The organism is Novosphingobium sp. BL-S-32, assembly GCF_056857055.1.
In genome coordinates this window covers 594,097-612,422 of record NZ_CM166476.1, presented here as the reverse complement: position 1 = coordinate 612,422, position 18,326 = coordinate 594,097, and the positions used below count along the sequence as shown (strand labels likewise).

General features: G+C 64.6%; 13 protein-coding genes and 1 tRNA gene. 9 read left to right on the top strand and 5 right to left on the bottom strand.

From position 1 onward, the window contains the following. Nucleotides 1-10: 10 nt before the first annotated feature. Together AC1VVK_RS02880 and AC1VVK_RS02875 are read right to left on the bottom strand one after the other, a co-directional pair. Nucleotides 11-823, bottom strand: coding sequence for an SDR family NAD(P)-dependent oxidoreductase (locus AC1VVK_RS02880; protein ID WP_482904302.1), 813 nt, complete (start codon nt 821-823; stop codon nt 11-13). Nucleotides 824-937: 114 nt separating this feature from the next. Then, nucleotides 938-1,399 (bottom strand): hypothetical protein, encoded by a 462-nt coding sequence (locus AC1VVK_RS02875; protein ID WP_482904301.1) that lies wholly within the window; start codon nt 1,397-1,399, stop codon nt 938-940. A 106-nt stretch (nt 1,400-1,505) separates the two neighbouring features. Here AC1VVK_RS02875 and efp point away from each other — a divergent pair, with 106 nt between their 5' ends. The 9 genes from efp (at nt 1,506) to prsR (ending at nt 12,471) form a co-directional block, all read left to right on the top strand. After that, on the top strand, nt 1,506-2,069 hold the full coding sequence (gene efp / locus AC1VVK_RS02870; protein WP_132385529.1) for an elongation factor P: 564 nt from the start codon (nt 1,506-1,508) through the stop codon (nt 2,067-2,069). After that, nucleotides 2,069-2,509, top strand: coding sequence for a hypothetical protein (locus tag AC1VVK_RS02865; protein WP_482904300.1), 441 nt, complete (start codon nt 2,069-2,071; stop codon nt 2,507-2,509). Before efp ends, AC1VVK_RS02865 begins: the two co-directional genes overlap by 1 nt. Before the next feature lie 72 nt (nt 2,510-2,581). Next, nucleotides 2,582-3,400, top strand: a complete 819-nt coding sequence (locus AC1VVK_RS02860) for an inositol monophosphatase family protein (protein WP_132385527.1) — start codon at nt 2,582-2,584, stop codon at nt 3,398-3,400. A gap of 86 nt (nt 3,401-3,486) precedes the next feature. Then, a tRNA-Leu gene (locus AC1VVK_RS02855) sits at nt 3,487-3,570 on the top strand. A gap of 583 nt (nt 3,571-4,153) precedes the next feature. Continuing rightward, the gene (locus AC1VVK_RS02850) at nt 4,154-5,986 is read left to right on the top strand and encodes a tetratricopeptide repeat protein (protein ID WP_482904299.1); all 1,833 of its coding nucleotides are present in this window, start codon (nt 4,154-4,156) and stop codon (nt 5,984-5,986) included. Between the two features lie 76 nt (nt 5,987-6,062). Further along, on the top strand, nt 6,063-7,403 hold the full coding sequence (locus AC1VVK_RS02845; RefSeq protein WP_482904298.1) for an amidohydrolase: 1,341 nt from the start codon (nt 6,063-6,065) through the stop codon (nt 7,401-7,403). A gap of 187 nt (nt 7,404-7,590) precedes the next feature. After that, the gene (locus AC1VVK_RS02840) at nt 7,591-8,976 is read left to right on the top strand and encodes a TIGR03013 family XrtA/PEP-CTERM system glycosyltransferase (RefSeq protein ID WP_482904297.1); all 1,386 of its coding nucleotides are present in this window, start codon (nt 7,591-7,593) and stop codon (nt 8,974-8,976) included. Beyond that, on the top strand, nt 8,973-11,096 hold the full coding sequence (gene prsK / locus AC1VVK_RS02835; protein ID WP_482904296.1) for an XrtA/PEP-CTERM system histidine kinase PrsK: 2,124 nt from the start codon (nt 8,973-8,975) through the stop codon (nt 11,094-11,096). Before AC1VVK_RS02840 ends, prsK begins: the two co-directional genes overlap by 4 nt. A 1-nt stretch (nt 11,097) precedes the next feature. Further along, entirely contained in the window at nt 11,098-12,471 is a 1,374-nt protein-coding gene (gene prsR / locus AC1VVK_RS02830) for a PEP-CTERM-box response regulator transcription factor (protein ID WP_482904295.1), read from the top strand. An 80-nt stretch (nt 12,472-12,551) separates the two neighbouring features. On the opposite strand, the gene lpdA is transcribed toward prsR, so the two are convergent. From lpdA to AC1VVK_RS02815, 3 genes are all read right to left on the bottom strand, one after another. Beyond that, complete coding sequence (gene lpdA / locus AC1VVK_RS02825) at nt 12,552-13,952, bottom strand: dihydrolipoyl dehydrogenase (RefSeq protein WP_482904294.1); 1,401 nt, start codon at nt 13,950-13,952, stop codon at nt 12,552-12,554. A gap of 134 nt (nt 13,953-14,086) precedes the next feature. Further along, nucleotides 14,087-15,325 (bottom strand): 2-oxoglutarate dehydrogenase complex dihydrolipoyllysine-residue succinyltransferase, encoded by a 1,239-nt coding sequence (gene odhB, locus AC1VVK_RS02820; protein ID WP_482904293.1) that lies wholly within the window; start codon nt 15,323-15,325, stop codon nt 14,087-14,089. Between the two features lie 8 nt (nt 15,326-15,333). Next, entirely contained in the window at nt 15,334-18,198 is a 2,865-nt protein-coding gene (locus tag AC1VVK_RS02815; RefSeq protein ID WP_482904292.1) for a 2-oxoglutarate dehydrogenase E1 component, read from the bottom strand. Nucleotides 18,199-18,326: the final 128 nt, after the last annotated feature.

Sequence of the window (18,326 nt, the reverse complement as noted above, 5' to 3'; positions counted from 1 at the left end):
TTGCCGTGCTTTAAAGCAGCGCGCCGCCGTCCACCGGATAGACCTGCCCGGTGATGAAGCTGGCGCGCTCCCCTGCAAGGAATGCCACGATGCCGGCCATTTCCTCGGGCAACGCGAAAGGCCGGCCGACAAAAGTGCGGCGCTGACGGATTGCGCGATCTTCTTCGGACACGCTGGCGGTTCCGCGGCTGAACATGCCGGATTCGGGGTGGAAGCGACTGCCCTTGCTGAATGCGGCGGGATCGCGGGAGATCGTGGCGTAGGGCGCGATGGCGTTCACGCGGATACCGTGCTGACCCAGTTCCTTGGCCAGGACCACGGTGAAGCTGTGCACCGCGCCCTTGGCGGCCGAATAGACCGCAAGCTGGTAGTCGCCGACAAGCGCCGCGGTGGAGCCGACATTGACGATGGCGCCCGCCTTGCGCGCGATCATGCCCGGCAGCACGGCGTGGGTCATGCGCAGCACCGTGCCGAAATTGAGGTCGATATCGGCCATCCAGGTGGCGGGATCGGAATCGGCGAAGAAGCCCTGCGCGACATTGCCGCCCACGTTGTTGACCAGCACATCGACCGGGCCAAGTGTCTCGGCAGCGTCCAGCACGCGAGCCGGAGTGCCCGGGTCGGTGAGGTCGGCGGCAACGAAAAGCGCCTCAGGCGCTCCGGCCTGCCGGCATTCCTCGGCCAGTCGTGCGCCGGCCTCCGCATCGCGGCCGACCAGTACGGTCCGTGCCCCTTCGCGTGCCAGTTCGAGCGCTATGGCGCGGCCGATATTGGCGGTCGCCCCGGTGACGATCGCCAGTTTTCCGGCCAATCCGAGGTCCATTGTCCTGCTCCCCGCAATTCGTATTGCCGGTGGCTAGAGTGGATCGGAAGTCAGGGCAAACCGCCGGAGCGATCAGCCGCTGGGACCTTTAGGTGCTGTCATGAAGCGGAGAGATCAACCGTCGCTGTCGGAATCGGAACCGGAATCGCCATGGAACTGCGGCCTGCGCGAACTCAGCACGCAGCGCGTTTCGGTATCGGCGCCGTCCGCACCGACCACTCGCAGGAAGCCGGGCGAAATGCGGTGCAGGCGCATGCCCCTGAGCCCGCCGCCGGTCATCACCACGTCGTCGCCGGTTAACAGATAACTGCCGCGCACGCCGTCGACGCCTTTATAGCTGGAATAGATGACCACCTGGAAATTGAGCGTCGGCACCGGGATTCCCACCGGACCACCGGCATCGCCGTCCTTCTCGCAGTTGTAGCGGCCCAGCGCCAATGTTCCCAAGGGGCCGCCGGGGATCGGCGGTGCCGAGTTGCGCGCCGCCACCGGCGCGGCCATGGTCATCAGCAGGACGGGCGCAAGCAGCAATGCGGGCGCAAGCGCTCGGGCAGGGGCGAATAGGGCGCGATTCATGACCAATGCGCTAGCATTGGCGCGAAGCAATTGCCACAGTCAGTGTCCTCGGCTAAGGGCCCATGCTTTCCGTACACCGGCTCTTTCCCATCTTAAGGTTTACTCCATGAAGATCAGCGGCGTCGACATTCGTCCCGGCAATATCCTCGAATACGAAAAGGGCATCTGGAAAGTTGCCAAGACGCAGCACACCCAGCCGGGCAAGGGCGGCGCCTTCATGCAGGTCGAGATGAAGAACCTCATCGACGGCCGCAAGACGAACGTGCGCTTCCGCAGCGCCGACACTGTCGAAAAGGTGCGTCTCGACACCAAGGACTTCCAGTTCCTTTACGTCGAGGGTGACCAGCTGGTGTTCATGGACATCGAAACCTACGAGCAGATCCAGCTCCCGGCCGACCTGCTCGGCGATGCCGCGTCGTTCCTTCAGGACGGCATGCAGGTTCTTCTCGAACTGTGGGAAGAGCGTCCGATCTCGGTCCAGCTTCCCGAACAGGTTGAAGCCACCATCGTCGAAGCCGACGCCGTGGTGAAGGGTCAGACCGCCTCGTCCAGCTACAAGCCCGCCGTGCTCGACAACGGCGTGCGCGTGATGGTGCCGCCGCACATCGAAAGCGGTACGCGCATCGTCGTTGACGTGTACGAGAAGGCCTACGTCAGGAAGGCCGACTGATGCGCCGGGCGGTCGTTTCCGCGCTGCTCGCCGGTTCTCTGGCATTCGGCGCCTCGCCGGTGCTGGCGGCTGCGGCCAAGCCTGCCGCGAAGCCGGCCGCCGCGTCCGCAGCCAAGCCGGCCCCGCAGCCTGCGGCACCGCCGCCTGAGGTGCAGCACGCGCTGCTCTACCTCAAGGTGCTGATCTCCGGGCTCCAGTCCGACAAGGTTGATGAGCCGATCAAGGGTGTGCTGGTCGGCTGCCTCTACAACAATTCGCTCTCGCGGATCAGTACGGCGATGGACAAGGTCATCGCCGACAATCCCGAAAAGGTGCACCGCGACAAGCCTGATGAAATGCTGAGCGCCATGGTGGCGATCTGCAATCACAGCGCGCAGGCGGCACCCGGCCAAGCTGCACCGGGCCAGCCCGCGCCCGGAAAGCCCGTTCAGGGCCGATGACCGGGTCGGCGCGGCCGACTTGCATATGGATAACCGGCCGGTAACATCCGGCCATCGAAGGACTAAGGTATTATGGCGGCCATTTCCGGTCTCATGCGCGTGATGGAAAAGGCGGCCCGCAAGGCGGGCAACCGGCTCCGTCGCGACTTCGGCGAAATCGAGCACCTCCAGGTCTCGCGCAAGGGCCCGGCGGACTTCGTCTCCAAGGCCGATCAGGCTGCCGAGCGGACGATCTGGGACGAACTGCGCGCCGCGCGCCCCGATTGGGGCTTCCTGTTCGAGGAAGCGGGCGAGATCGAGGGCGATCCCACCAAGCCGCGCTTCATCGTCGATCCGCTCGACGGCACGACCAACTTCCTGCACGGCATTCCGCATTTCGCGATCTCGATCGCGGTGCAGGAACCGCGCCTTGACGGCAAGGGCTGGGGCGAAGTCACTGCCGGACTGATCTATCAGCCCGTCACCGACGAGAGCTACTGGGCCGAGAAGGCACGCGGTGCCTGGCTTCAGGATCGCCGCCTGCGCGTGTCCTCGCGCCGTCACCTCGATGAGAGCGTGATCGCCACCGGCATTCCGTTCGCGGGCCATGGCGATGCCGGGCAGTGGACGCGAATCTATCACGGGCTTGCCCCGCAGGTTGCGGGCATCCGCCGCTTCGGTTCGGCCGCGCTCGACCTCGCATGGGTGGCCTCGGGCCGTTACGAAGGCTTCTGGGAAGCCGATCTCAAGCCGTGGGACACGGCAGCAGGCTGCCTTCTCGTGCGTGAAGCCGGCGGCTTCGTTTCGGACTGGAAGGGCCGTTCGCCGTCGATCTGCGACACCGAGATCCTTGCCGGCAACGACGTTTTGCACTCGCGTCTCCACAAGATATTGGTAACTGCGCTCAAGTGACTTGAGCAAGGGCGCCGGCGCGGCTAAGGCGTCGGCGTCAGCGTCAGAGCAGTTCATCATCGTGTGAACGGCCGGCGTGCAAGCGTGCCCCTGTGGCGGAATGGTAGACGCGAACGACTCAAAATCGTTTGTCGCAAGGCGTGCCCGTTCGAGTCGGGCCAGGGGCACCACACGCGATTCGCCGGATCGATCATGATCCGGCCGAGAATGATCACCGGGAATCGGGCCTGCCTTATCGGCCGCCCTTCCTTGGTAAAATGCTGATGTTTCAGCGCCGATAATCCGAAATCCCGCGCAGTTTAACGGTTAAACACTGACGGCCCCGGCCGATTTGGGTCATTAGCCGTTTCGTCGCTCGATACGTCGATGCCTTCCGTATTGCGGACTTGCCGGCTCAGGCTGTCTTCCTCCGGTTCGCAAACTGCATTCGTATCGAGAACTGCTGGAATCCGGCCCGTTTCACGAGTGCCGAGTTGGACCGGGCGCGTGCGGTTTCCCCTACTGCCGCCGATCGGATTCCTGCATTTCCCGCAAGTCCGGCCACGCCCGCCCCCCGAGGACGGCCGTGGCTGCTTCGGGTCGCAAAACGGGCAGGAGTTCACTCCGCCCCGCTGCGCCGGTCTACTCCGGGGGGAGTGGACCGGCGCGGATTGCCCTGAACCGCGCCGTACCGCGCCCGGTTGCATGCAACGGGCGGCAAGTGCGTTTGCCAAGTCTCTCTATCCGGACTATTTTGTCCGCGAAGGGAATGACATGGAACGTAGTCATGCCGAATTCCAGGACGCGCTTTCGCGCGTTGTCGGATCCGCTACTTTCCGATCCTCGCCGCGGCTTGCGGAACTTCTCACCCATCTTGTCACACAGACTGTCGCTGGTCATGCGGACAGGCTGAAAGGCTATGCCATTGCGCTCGATGTCTTCGGGCGGGACGAGGATTTCGATGCCTCGTCGGATTCGATCGTGCGCGTACAGATGACGCGGCTGCGCAAGGCGCTGGTCGAACACTATGCGGGAGAGGGGCAGGACGATCCCGTCCGCATCGTTATCCAGCGGGGCTCCTATGTGCCAACGCTGGAGGACGCGCCGGTTCGCACGTATGCGTCGGAACCGGCGCTGGTGACGGCGGCTCCAATTCCGCCAACGAATGAGGTGCCGGCCGGTACGGAGACAGCGCTCACCGATGCGGCTGACAGGAATGGACCGGCTGAGCCGGACGCCCATGTCTCGCCCGCGATGGATACCCCCCCAATCGAGCCCCGCCGCGAAGACATGATCCATTCGGCGAGCGCGCTGAACTTGCGCCGCCGCGCCTGGGTACTGCTGGCAGTGCTGGCGCTCGTATCTGCGCTGCTGATCGTCTATTGGCCGGGGGACGAGCGCGATACCGCGATCGCCCGTGCCGGAGAAATGCCGCAGGGGCCGACAGTCTTCGTTGTCCCGTTCGCCCTCAGCGGGGCCTCGCCCGAAATCACGCAAGTGCGCGATGGCATCCAGTACGATCTCGTCAATTATCTCTCCCAGCTACCCAATCTCGCGGTGATTGGCCTGGACGAGAACGGGGTCTCGCCGGCGGTCGAGCGGCGGGCGAAAGCGGCGCCGCGCGGCAGCAGTTTCGTGCTGCAGGGCTCCGTCGTGGCGGCGGGGGACAAGTTCCGCGTGAACTCCAGCCTTGTGCGGATTCCCGGCGGGGTGGTGGTCTGGTCGCAGAACAGCGATTTGCTCTCCTATGATCCCAAGCATCTGCTCCAACTTCAGTCCGAGATCGCGCTGGGCGTCGCTTCCCGGCTCGGGCAGCCCTACGGCGTGATCCACGAGACGATGCGACAGGATCTCGAAAACCACCGCGATGTCTCGATGGAGCACTATTTCTGCGAATTGCGCGCGTTCGAGTTCATGCGCAGCAAGCAGCCCGGCACGCTCGGACCGGTCAAGGCGTGCCTTGAGCGCGCGGTTGCCGCCAATCCCAACTATTCGAACGGCTGGGCGCTGCTCTCGTGGGTTCACACCTATCAGGCCGTCGCCGAGGGCACCGGCAGTTCGCAGGCCGCACTCGATGCCGCGTCAAGGGCGGTGGCGGCGAATGCGACCAATGCGCAGGCATATCAGTTCCTGGCGATCGCGCGTTTCCACAACGGCGACTTCGACGCCGCGCGCGAGGCGATCGGCAAGGCGCTGGAAATCAGCCCCAACAATTCCGAGATCCTTGCCGACGCGAGCCGGCTGCTCGGTGTGCTGGGCGAGCATGACATTGCCCCGGCGCTGGCCGAGAAGGCTATCCAGCTCAATCCCGGCCATCCGGCATGGTACTGGTCCGGGCTGGTGATCGATGCCCTTTTCCGCGAGGACGGCGCGCAGGCCGTGCACTATGCCCGCCTCAATGCCGAGGATCGCGGGCTCATTCCGCGCTATCTGCTGGCGTCGGCCTATGCGCTGGACGGGCAAGTGCAGGCGGCGGGCAAAGTGCTCGATCAGGCCGCGAAGGACTATCCCAAAGTCGCGCGGGATCGGCGGCAACTGGTGCGCGAACTGCATATGCCGGACTTCGTGACGCGCCCGCTTGAGGAGCATGGCCTGCTGGGGGCCTGAAGTACCCCACCGGGTTGGGGAAAGTCGCGAACAGAGCGGCTTGTCGGACTGCCCGGCACGACATAGGCTGTGCTTCATGAAAGCCAGCGCAACCCTGTTCGTCACTGTCTCCGCAGCCGTTTTCGGCTTTTCCTCCCCGGCACTGGCCGCTGCGCCGCAGGACGAGCTTTCAGCCACGATCAGCCGCGACTTGCCGGGTTTGATGACGATCTATCGCGATCTTCACGCTCATCCCGAACTGAGCACACAGGAACTGCGCAGCGCTGCCATCCTTGCCAAGGCCGCGAGGGACGCAGGCTTCACCGTTACCGAGAAAGTCGGCGGAACCGGCGTCGTTGCCGTCCTCAAGAACGGCGAGGGGCCGACCGTGCTGATCCGCGCCGACATGGACGCGTTGCCGGTGGTCGAGCAGACGGGGCTGCCGTTCGCCTCGAAGCAGCGCGGCACGTCCACCGCCGGGGTCGAGAGCGGCGTCATGCACGCGTGCGGGCACGATACGCATATGACCGCGTGGATCGAGACCGCGCGGCTCATGGCGGCGCATAAGTCCGAGTGGTCGGGCACGCTAGTGATGATCGGCCAGCCTGCAGAGGAGACGGGCGAGGGCGCGCTCGCGATGCTCAAGGACGGGCTCTATACCCGCTTCCCGAAGCCCGATTTCACGCTGGCCTTCCACGATTCGGCGGATCTTCCTGCCGGGCAGGTGGGCGCGGCGGTGGGCTGGGCGCTCGCCAATGTCGACAGCGTCGACATGGACGTAAAGGGCATCGGCGGCCACGGTGCCTACCCGCAGACGACCAAGGACCCGATCGTTCTGGCCAGCAGCATCGTCATGAAGCTGCAAACGCTTGCCAGCCGCGAAACCAATCCGCTCGATCCGGTGGTGGTGACGGTGGGCTCGTTCCACGCCGGAGCCAAGCACAATGTCATTTCCGACGATGCCAAGCTCCAGCTGACCGTGCGCAGCTATTCGGATGAGACGCGTGAGCACCTGCTCGACGGGATCCGGCGCATTGCGCGCGGCGAGGCCATCGCCTCCGGCCTGTCGGACGATCTCATGCCGGTCATTACCGTCAAGGAACCGCATACGCGAGCAACATGGAACTCGCCGGAATTCACCCAGACGGCCGTCGCCGATCTCAAGGGAAAGATGGGCGATACCAATGTGATCATCACGCCTTCGGTCATGGGCGGTGAGGATTTCGGCGAATTCCGCCGTGCGGACGAGAACCATATCCAGTCGGTGATTTTCTGGGTGGGCGGGGTCGATCCGGCCAAACTGGCTGCTGCCAAGTCCGGCGGGGCGCCGCTGCCTTCGCTTCACAGCCCGTTCTGGGCACCGGTGGCGGACAAGGTCATTTCCTCGGGCAGCGAGGCGATCACGCTCACCGCGATGAGGCTGATGCCACGCACCTGATCTCTTAAGATATCGCATCTACCGGGCTGTAAATCCGCCCGACATCGATGCCAGGCAAAGGACGCATTCGGCTGAAATCGGTGCGTCCCGCGGCAATGGCGATTGTCAGATTTACCGACAGTTTACCCATTTTCCTTAGGATCGGGGCAAGGCCGCATCCGGCCCGGCAAATGGCGCCCCCGCGACTATGATTCGCCTGTTCAAACATTACATTCCCCACGCGGTCGTGCTGCTCTGGCTTGTCGACGTGGTGCTGCTGGCGCTGGCCAACGAAATCTCGTGGCGGCTGCGCGCGGAGCAGATCGGAATGGAGGCGGGCGATCTTGCCGGCCGGCTCGGGGTCCACGGCGCCTTTGCGGCGGTGATCGTGCTCGCCATGGTCGCGGTCGGGGTCTACGGCGGCGATGCGCTGCGCTCCATGCGCTTTGCGGCCGCCCGTCTGCTGGTGGCGGTTTCGCTGGGCGTGATCGCGCTTTCCTTCGTCGATTTCCTGGTTGCCGGGCAGCACTTCTGGCGCTCGACGCTGGCCTATTCGATGGCGTTCGCGATCCTGCTGCTGATGGCCAACCGGCTGGTGTTGAGCGGTTTCCTTGGCACATCCGCGTTCCGTCGTCGCGTGCTGGTGCTCGGCGCCGGAAATCGGGCGCAGCGTCTGCGCGATCTGGCCGAACGGCCGGAGAGCGGCTTCGCCATCGTCGGCTACATCGGCATGAGCGAGGCCAAGCCGGTGGTCGAGGAAGCGATAGCGCGCGGCGCGATTCACGATCTGACCCGCTTCGTGGGCAACCTTGGCGTCAGCGAAGTCGTCCTCGCGCTGGAGGAACGGCGCAATTCGCTGCCGCTCAAGGACCTGTTGCGGATCAAGACCACCGGTGTCCACGTCAACGAGTTCTCCAGCTTTCTGGAACGCGAAACCGGCCGCGTCGATCTCGATACGGTCAATCCCAGCTGGCTGATCTTCTCCGACGGCTTTTCCTCGGGCCGGATGCTTTCCAGCGCGGCCAAGCGCGTGTTCGACATCTGTGCGAGCGCTCTGCTGCTGGTTTTGGCCGCGCCCGTCATCGTCCTGTTCGCGCTGATCGTGAAGATCGACAGCCGGGGCCCGGCGTTCTACCGGCAATCGCGCGTGGGCCTGTTCGGTGAGGCTTTCGACGTGGTGAAGCTGCGCTCGATGCGCACCGATGCCGAAATCGCGGGTGCAAAGTGGGCACAGAAGGACGACCCCCGCATTACCCGCGTCGGCCGCTTCATCCGCAAGGTGCGGATCGACGAACTGCCGCAGGCCTGGAGCGTACTCAAGGGCGAGATGAGCTTCGTGGGCCCGCGTCCGGAGCGGCCCGAATTCGTGGCCGATCTAGAAGAACAACTGCCCTATTACGCTGAGCGGCACATGGTGAAGCCGGGGATCACTGGCTGGGCGCAGATCAATTACCCTTATGGCGCCTCGATCGAGGATTCCCGCCACAAGCTCGAATTCGATCTCTATTACGCGAAGAACTACACGCCATTCCTCGATTTTCTGATCATTCTTCAGACGTTGCGAGTGGTGCTGTGGAGCGAGGGGGCACGATGATTATCGGGCAACAGACCGCCATATTGTGGTCGAGCGTCGGCGCCGCGCTCAACCTCTCCGGAGCGGTCGCCGTGGCGAGCCTGGCGTTCTGGCTCTGGCCGCAGCGCGGGCGCTTCGCCAAGGCCGGCACGCCGATCGTCGCCGCGCTGTTGCTGACTGCGACATGGGCAGTAGCCGCAGCGGCGACCGCGAACATGCTGACAGTCTCTCTGGCAGAGAGCGCGCGCAATCTGGGCTGGTTGATGGCCGTATACGCGCTGTTCGCCAGCGATGGGCGCCACGCCAGCCTCGCGCCGATCCGTCCGGTAATCTACGCGCTGGTCTTCGTTGAAGTGCTGCATCTGGGGGTAGACCTTGGCCTTTCGCGCCCCGCTTTCGAGCGGCATATTGTGCAAGTGGCATTCGACTTCACGGTGATGCTTCGTCTGTTGGTGGCCGTGGGCGGGCTGGTGCTGGTCCACAACCTCTACGCCGGTGCGCCGCGTGAGGCGCGCGGAGCGCTGCGCTGGCCGGCAGCAGGGCTCGCGGTGCTTTGGGCCTTCGACCTCAACCTTTACACGATCGCTTATCTGGGGGGCACATGGCCGGTAGAGATCGCGGCCCTGCGGGGGCTTTCGGCGATGGCGTTGGCGGCATGCCTTGCCATCGGCGCGGCGCGCAACCGTGACGAACTGCGCCTGCGCCCCTCGCGCGCGGTGACGTTCCAGACGTTTTCGCTGCTGGTGATCGGCGTCTACCTCGTCGCCATGGTCGCCGTGGCGCAGTGGCTGGCTTATGCAGGAGGCGATTTCGCGCGCCTGATCGAACTGGCCTTCCTGACGCTGGCCAGCGCTTTTGCGCTTGTCGTGCTACCGTCGCGGCGGGTGCGGGGCTGGCTGAAAGTGACGCTGGCCAAGCACTTCTTCCAGCACCGATATGACTACCGCGAGGAATGGCTGCGGTTCACGCGCACCATCGGCAGCGGCGGCGAACAGGCGCTGCCCTTGGGAGAGCGCGTGGTCCAGTCGGTCGCAGATGTCACCGCCAGCGCGGCAGGCCTGCTGCTGACCCCCGGCGATCAGGGCGACCTCACCATTGCCGCGCGCTGGAACTGGCGTGACATCGACGTTCCCGCGGTGGCCTACCCGCTGCGTGCGCTGGCGCCGTTCGAGAGGCACGCCTTCATCGCTGACCTTGATGAGCAGCGCACCGGCGTCATGGCCGGCGGACACGAAGTCGAAGTCCCGGCATGGCTGCTGGCCGAGCCGCGCGCCTGGGCGCTGGTGCCGCTGGTGCATTATGAGCGGCTCGTCGGCATGGTCGTGCTTGCGCGTCCGCAACTGACGCGCAAGCTGGACTGGGAGGATTTCGACCTGCTGCGCGTGATCGGCCAGCAGCTTGCGAGCTACCTTGCGGAGAATTCCAGTCAGGAAGCACTGGCGGAATCGAGCCGGTTCGAAGATTTCCACCGCCGCATCGCTTTCGTGATGCACGATATCAAGAACCTCGCCAGCCAGTTCAGCCTGCTGGCCCGCAATGCCGAGCTTCATGCTGACAAGCCCGCGTTCCGCGCCGACATGCTGGTGACGCTGCGCAATTCGTCGGACAAGCTCAACGCCTTGCTGGCCCGCCTTTCGCGCTATGGAAACGGCGCGGTGGACAAGCTGGAACCGGTTCCCGCAGGTGATGTCGCACGGGGCGTGATCGAGCGATTCCGCGACAATCCGCAAGTCGTTCTGGCGGAAACGCTGGAGATCATGGTCACGGCGAACCGTCATTCGCTCGATCAGGTGCTCGTCCACCTCATTCAGAACGCGCTCGATGCCAGTGAGCCTGACAGTCCCGTGTTCCTTTCGCTCGCCACGGACGGCCTGAATGCCCGGTTCGAAGTGCTCGATTCCGGTTGCGGGATGTCCGCCGAATTCGTGCGTAACCGCCTGTTCAAGCCGTTCGTCTCCACCAAGAGCGGCGGCTTCGGCATTGGCGCGTTCGAAGCCCGCGAGCTGGTGCGGGCGATGCGCGGCCGCCTCGAAGTGGAATCCCGCGAGGGGCTGGGATCGCGCTTCGTCGTCCGCATCCCGCTCGCCGCCGCCACCGATTTTTACCAGACCCTTGCCGCCAAGGATCAGAAAGTAGCCTGAGATGACAGAAACTTCCAAGGCGCTGCCGAAGCTGCTTGTCGTAGAGGACGATGCCGGGCTTCAGGCCCAGCTCAAGTGGGCTTACGAGGATTTCGAGGTCCTGATCGCGGGCGACCGCGCGCAGGCCATGGCGCTGCTGCGTTCCGAAATGCCCGATGTCGTGACGCTCGATCTCGGCCTGCCGCCCGATCCCGACGGCGTGACCGAGGGTTTTGCCGTGCTCGACGAGATCATGGCGTTGAAGCCCGATACTAAGGTGATTGTCGCCTCGGGCCATGGCGCGCGCGAATCCGCGCTTCAGGCCATCGCGCGCGGGGCTTACGACTTCTACAAGAAGCCGGTCGATATCGATGCGCTGGGGCTGATCGTGCGCCGTGCGCTTCAGTTGCATCGACTTGAGGACGAGAACCGTCGTCTGGCCTCCAAGGTGGAGAAGGACGACAAGGTTCTCGGCCGCATGATCACCGCAGCGCCGGAAATGGTGCGCGTCGCGCGGACGATCGAGCGTGTGGCCAACACCAATGTCTCGGTGATGCTGCTCGGCGCGTCGGGCACCGGCAAGGAACTGCTGGCGCGCGGGCTGCACGAGGCGAGCGGGCGGGCCAAGGGTGAATTCGTGGCGATCAATTGCGCCGCGATTCCCGAGAACCTGCTGGAAAGCGAGCTGTTCGGGCACGAGAAGGGCGCTTTCACCGGGGCCGTGAAGACCACCCCCGGCAAGATCGAGCAAGCGGGCGGCGGTACGCTGTTCCTCGACGAAGTGGGCGATATTCCGCTCCAGCTTCAGGTGAAGTTGCTGCGCTTCCTTCAGGAGCGCGTGATCGAGCGCGTGGGTTCGCGGGAGTCGATCCCCGTCGATACGCGCATCGTCTGCGCCACGCATCAGGATCTGGAGGCGATGATCGCCGATGGACGGTTCCGCGAGGACTTGTTCTATCGGCTCGCCGAGATCGTCGTGAAGATCCCCAGCCTTGCCGAGCGGCCGGGCGACGCGACCTTGCTCGCGAAGGCCTTCCTCAATCGCTACGCCAAGGAAATGAACCCGCGCGTGCGGGGCTTTTCCGCCGATGCGCTGGCGGCAATCGATGCATGGCAATGGCCGGGCAATGTCCGCGAACTGGAGAATCGGGTGAAGCGCGCCGTCATCATGGCGGACGAAAAGCTGGTCTCTGCCGTCGATCTCGACCTCGCCGAGCCGGACGAACAGGTGGCCAATGCCCTCAATCTTAAGACCGCGCGTGAGCAGGCCGACCGCAAGGTGATCCGCCATGCACTGGCCCGCAGCGAGGGCAATATTTCCAGCACTGCCAAGATGCTGGGGATCAGTCGGCCGACGCTGTACGACCTGCTGAAGCAGTACGATTTACAGAGCTGATTGGTTCGCATTGCCAAAGAAAAAGGCCGGTAGCGCATTCAGCGCCACCGGCCTTTTCTATGCCTTCAAGGCGGACCCGATCAGATGTGGATCGGCTTGCCCTGCACGGCCATGGCCGCTTCCTTGATCGCTTCCGAGTGGGTCGGGTGCGCGTGGCAGGTGTAGGCGATGTCTTCCGAGGTCGCGCCGAATTCCATGGCCTGCGCGGCCTGGGCGATCATCGTGCCGGCCACCGAAGCAATGCACCACACGCCGAGAACGCGGTCGGTTTCGGCGTCGGCGATCACCTTCACGAAGCCGTCGGGCTCGTGGTTGGTCTTGGCGCGCGAGTTGGCAAGCATCGGGAACTTGCCGACCTTCACCGCTCCGCGAGCCTTGGCGGCTTCTTCGGTCAGACCGACGCCCGCGATTTCCGGCTGCGTGTAGACCACGCCCGGGATCACGTCGTGGTTCACGATGCCGGTCAGGCCCGCGATGTTCTCAGCCACGGCGATACCTTCGTCTTCGGCCTTGTGGGCGAGCATCGGGCCGGGGATCACGTCGCCGATAGCCCAGACGCCGTCGACCTTGGTGCCGAAGTCGTGGTCGGTCTCGATCTGGCCGCGCTGGTTGAGTTCGAGGCCGATGTTCGCGAGGCCGAGGCCGTCGGTGTTCGGCTTGCGGCCGATGGCGACGAGCACGACATCAGCGTCGATCATTTCGGCAGCGCCGCCGGCGGCGGGCTCGACGGTGACCTTGGCAGCCTTGCCTTCAACGGCAACGCCGGTGACCTTGGTCGAGAGCTTGAGCGTCATGCCCTGCTTCTTGAAGATCTTGGCGGCTTCCTTGCGGACGTCGAGGTCCATGCCGGGCAGCAACTGGTCGAGGAATTCGACGACGGTGACTTCCGTGCCGAGACGACGCCAGACCGAACCGAGTTCAAGGCCGATCACACCGCCGCCGATGACGACCATCTTCTTGGGAACCGAGGCCAGTTCCAGCGCGCCGGTCGAGTCCACGACCACACCGCCGGCGTTGTCGATTTCCACGCCCGGAAGCGGGGTGACCGAGGAACCGGTGGCGATCACGATGTTCTTGGCGGTGACGGTCTTGCCGGCCACTTCGACGCTGTGCGCGTCCTTGAACTGGGCGTAGCCCTTCAGCCAGTCGATCTTGTTCTTCTTGAACAGGAATTCGATGCCGCCGGTCAGGCCCTTCACCGCGTCAAGGCGCTGGCCCTGCATGGTGTCGAGGTCCAGCTCGGGCGTGACCTTGATGCCCATCTTGGCCATCGAGCCGCCTTCCTTCGCCGCTTCGAAGTATTCCGAAGCGTGGAGCAGCGCCTTCGAGGGGATGCAGCCGACGTTGAGGCAGGTACCGCCCAGCGTCTCGCGGCCTTCGGCGCAGGCGGTCTTCAGACCGAGCTGCGCGGCGCGGATCGCTGCGACATAGCCGCCGGGGCCGGCACCGATGACAAGGACGTCGTAATCGTAATCAGCCATTGTTTAGGCCTCCGTCGCGCTAAGGGGCTTCGACAAGCTCAGCCTGAGCGGGAATTGTTCTAACTTCAAGTAACTACCGCGCGACATCCGCTCATCTGCGAGCTTGTCGAAGGTTGCCGCGCGGCATTGGACCCTCAGAGGTCGATGAGGAGACGCGTGGGATCCTCGATCGCTTCCTTGATCGTCTTGAGCGCGGTGACTGCCTCGCGGCCGTCGATGATGCGGTGATCGTAGGACAGCGCGATGTACATCATCGGGCGGATCACGATCTCGCCGTTACGCACGACCGGACGGTCCTCGATGCGGTGCAGGCCGAGCACGGCCGACTGCGGGGGGTTGATGATCGGGGTCGACATCAGGCCGCCGAACACGCCGCCGTTCGAGATGGTGAAGGTGCCGCCGGCCATGTCGGCCATGGTCAGCGTGCCTTCCTTGGCCTTCTTGCCGAATTCGGCAATGGCCTTCTCGATGCCGGCGAAGCCCAGCTTGTCGCAGTCCTTCACGACCGGAACGACAAGGCCGTTCGGGGCCGAGACGGCGATCGAGATGTCGACGTAGTCGTGGTAGACGATCTCGTCACCGTCGATCTGCGCGTTGACGGCCGGGATGTCCTTGAGCGCCAGGACCGAAGCCTTGGCGAAGAACGACATGAAGCCCAGCTTGATGCCGTGCTTCTTCTGGAACACGTCCTTGTACTTCTCGCGCGCTTCAATGACGGCCGACATGTCGACGTCGTTGAAGGTGGTGAGAAGTGCGGCGTTGTCCTGCGCGGACTTCAGGCGCTTGGCGATCGTCTGGCGCAGACGCGTCATCTTGACGCGTTCCTCGTTGCGTGCGGCCGGGGCAGCAGCAGCCGGGACCGAGGCGGCAGGTGCCGAAGCCGGCTTGTTCTTGGCCGCTTCAAGGACGTCGTCCTTGGTGATGCGGCCGTCCTTGCCGGTGCCCTTGATGGTGGCCGGATCGATGCCGTGTTCCAGGATCGCGCGGCGCACGGCCGGCGACAGCACCGACGAACCGGCGGCAGCGTCGTCCGCTGCGGGAGCCGCAGCAGGGGCGACGGCAGCGGCTGCCGGGGCAGGGGCCGGAGCAGAAGTGGCCGGTGCGGCAGCGGCGGCGGGGGCCGCAGCGGCGCCCGAACCGGCTTCGATCGTGGCGATCAGCGCGCCGACGACGACGGTGTCGCCTTCCTTGACAAGCTGCTGGCCCATGACGCCGGCATGCGGCGCCATGACGTCGATGGCGACCTTGTCGGTCTCCAGGCTGGCGATGGGTTCGTCAGCGGCAACCGCTTCGCCGGGCTGCTTCAGCCACTGGCCGATGGTGGCCTCGGCGACGGATTCCCCAAGGACGGGGACCTTGACTTCGGTGGTCATGATTTATCTCAAGCCTTCTGCTTGCGGCGGAGTTCGGAACGTACGGAGAGGTGCAGCGCATCGGCAACCAGCGCGGCCTGTTCGGCGACGTGGCGCTTGGCGAGACCGGTGGCCGGCGAGGCCGAGGCGTTGCGGCCGGCATAACGGGGACGCGGCTGGGCGACACCGGCTTCCTTGGCGGCAGCTTCGATCTGCGATTCGACGAAGAACCAGGAACCGTTGTTCTGCGGTTCTTCCTGGCACCAGACGATCTCTTCGAGATTCGGCATGCGCGACAGGCGCTTGGTCAGCGGCTCGCCCGGGAAGGGATAGAGCTGTTCCATGCGGATGATCTGCGTGTCGTCGATCTCGGCGGCATCGCGGGCTTCTAGGATGTCATAGAAGACCTTGCCCGAGCACAGGATGACCTTCTTCGTCGCCACATCGCTCGGCGCATTGGGGTCCGAGAGCAGGCGGCGGAAGTGGCCGTCACCGAGGAATTCCGAAGCGGGCGACTTGGCCAGCGGATGACGCAGAAGCGACTTCGGCGTCATGATGACCAGCGGCTTGCGGAACGGACGGTGCATCTGACGGCGCAGAACGTGGAAGTAGTTCGCGGGCGTCGTGATGTTGCAGACCTGGATGTTATCCTGCGCGCAGAGCTGCAGGTAACGCTCCAGACGGGCCGACGAGTGCTCCGGACCCTGGCCTTCGTAGCCATGGGGCAGGAGCATGACGAGGCCGTTGGCGCGCAGCCACTTGGACTCGGCCGAGGCGACGTACTGGTCGATGATGATCTGCGCGCCGTTGGCGAAATCGCCGAACTGCGCTTCCCACAGCACCAGGGTCTTCGGATCGGCGCTGGCATAGCCGTACTCGAAACCGAGCACGCCATATTCCGAAAGCGTCGAGTTCAGCACCTCGAAGCTGCCGTGGGGCAGGGTCTTCAGCGGCGTGTACTTGTGCTCGTCCTTCTGGTCGACCCAGACGGCGTGACGCTGCGAGAAGGTGCCGCGTTCGCAGTCCTGACCTGACAGACGCACGCTGTAGCCTTCGGTGACGAGGCTGCCGAAAGCGAGTGCTTCCGCCGTGGCCCAGTCGAAGCCGTCGCCCGACTTGAACATCTCGTCCTTGGCGGCGATCACGCGGGCCAGCGTCTTGTGGACGGTGAGGTCTTCAGGAACGGTGGTCAGCACGCGGCCGAGGCTGTCGAATAGCTTGTTCTCGATGCCGGTTTCGACGTTGCGACGCGCGGTTTCGGGATCGGCAGGCTTGTGGAAGCCGCTCCACTGACCGGCGAACCAGTCGGCCTGGTTGGCCTTGTAGGTCTTGGCGGCCTCGAACTGCTCTTCCAGATGCTGCGTGAACGCGGCCTCGGTCTGCGGCAGGAACGCGTCGTCGATGACGCCTTCCTTCTTCAGACGCTCGGCATAGATCTGGCTGACCGGCGGGTGCTGGCGGATCTGCGCGTACATCAGCGGCTGCGTGAAACCAGGCTCGTCGCCTTCGTTGTGGCCGAAGCGGCGATAGCACCACATGTCGATCACGATGTCGCGGCCGAAGGTCTGGCGATAGTCGATCGCCAGCTTGCACGCGAAGGTCACGGCAGCCGGATCGTCACCGTTGACGTGCAGGATCGGGGCCTGAACGCCCTTCGCCACGTCCGACGGGTACGGCGAGTTGCGCGCGAACTGCGGGCTCGTCGTGAAGCCGATCTGGTTGTTGATGATGAAGTGGATGCAGCCGCCGGTGTTGTAGCCCTTCACGCCCGAGAGGCCGAAGCACTCCCAGATGATGCCCTGGCCGGCGAAGGCCGCGTCACCGTGGATGAGGACCGGCAGCACCTGCTTGTGCTTGGCGCCGGGGCCGACGTCGTCGCCGATGTCGTCCGCGATCGTCTGGTAGGCGCGGACCTTGCCGAGCACGACAGGATCGACGGTTTCGAGGTGCGACGGGTTGGGCATCAGGCTCATGTGGACCTTGATGCCGTCGAACTCACGGTCGGCCGAAGTGCCGAGGTGGTACTTCACGTCGCCCGAGCCGCCGACGTCTTCCGGGTTGGCGGTGCCGCCCGAGAATTCGTGGAAGATGACCTTGTAGGGCTTGGCGAGGACGTTGGCGAGCACGTTCAGGCGGCCGCGGTGGGCCATGCCGTACACGATTTCCTTCACGCCCAGCGTGCCGCCGTACTTGATCACGGCTTCCAGCGCCGGGATCATGGCTTCGCCGCCGTCGAGGCCGAAGCGCTTCGTGCCGACGTACTTCTTGCCGAGGAACTTCTCGTACTGCTCACCGCGAACGACGGCTTGAAGGATCGCCTTCTTGCCTTCGACGGTGAACTCGATCTCCTTGTCGGCGCCTTCCATGCGCTCCTGGAGGAAGCGGCGCTCCTCGACATCGGAGATGTGCATGTATTCGAGGCCGACCTTGCCGCAATAGTTGGCGCGCAGGATCTGCACGATCTCGCGAACGGTCGTCCACTCAAGGCCCAGCGCGCCGCCGACGTAGACCGGACGGTCCTGCGCAGCGCCCACGAAGCCGTGGTATTCGGGGGTCAGGTCAGCCGGAAGCTGGCGCTGGTTAAGACCAAGCGGGTCGAGTTCCGCCGCCAGGTGACCGCGCACGCGATATGTGCGGATCAGCATCATGGCGCGGATGGCATCGGCCGCCGCTTCGTCTATGCGGGACTGGTCGATCTTCGGACCACCCTTGGCGGCGGCCTTCTCGATCTGGACCTTAAGCGCCGCGGGGTCGAGGCCCTGCGTCAGGTCGTCCTCGAACTCGGCGCCGACGAGGGGCCAGTTCTTGCGCTGCCAGCTGGGTCCGGCCTGAGGGCCGTCGAGGGCGCCATTGTCAGCCGAGCCGGGGGTGAAGTCGAAACTCTCGTCGCCCATGGGAATCACCTTCATGTGGCGTCGGGAGGGGATTCCCGGCGCTACCGAGCATAATCTGCGCGAAGCCGGAATCCGGGGAGGAATTCCCGGTTCTTCGCATATCATCCGGCGTCAAATCGCACCGGCTA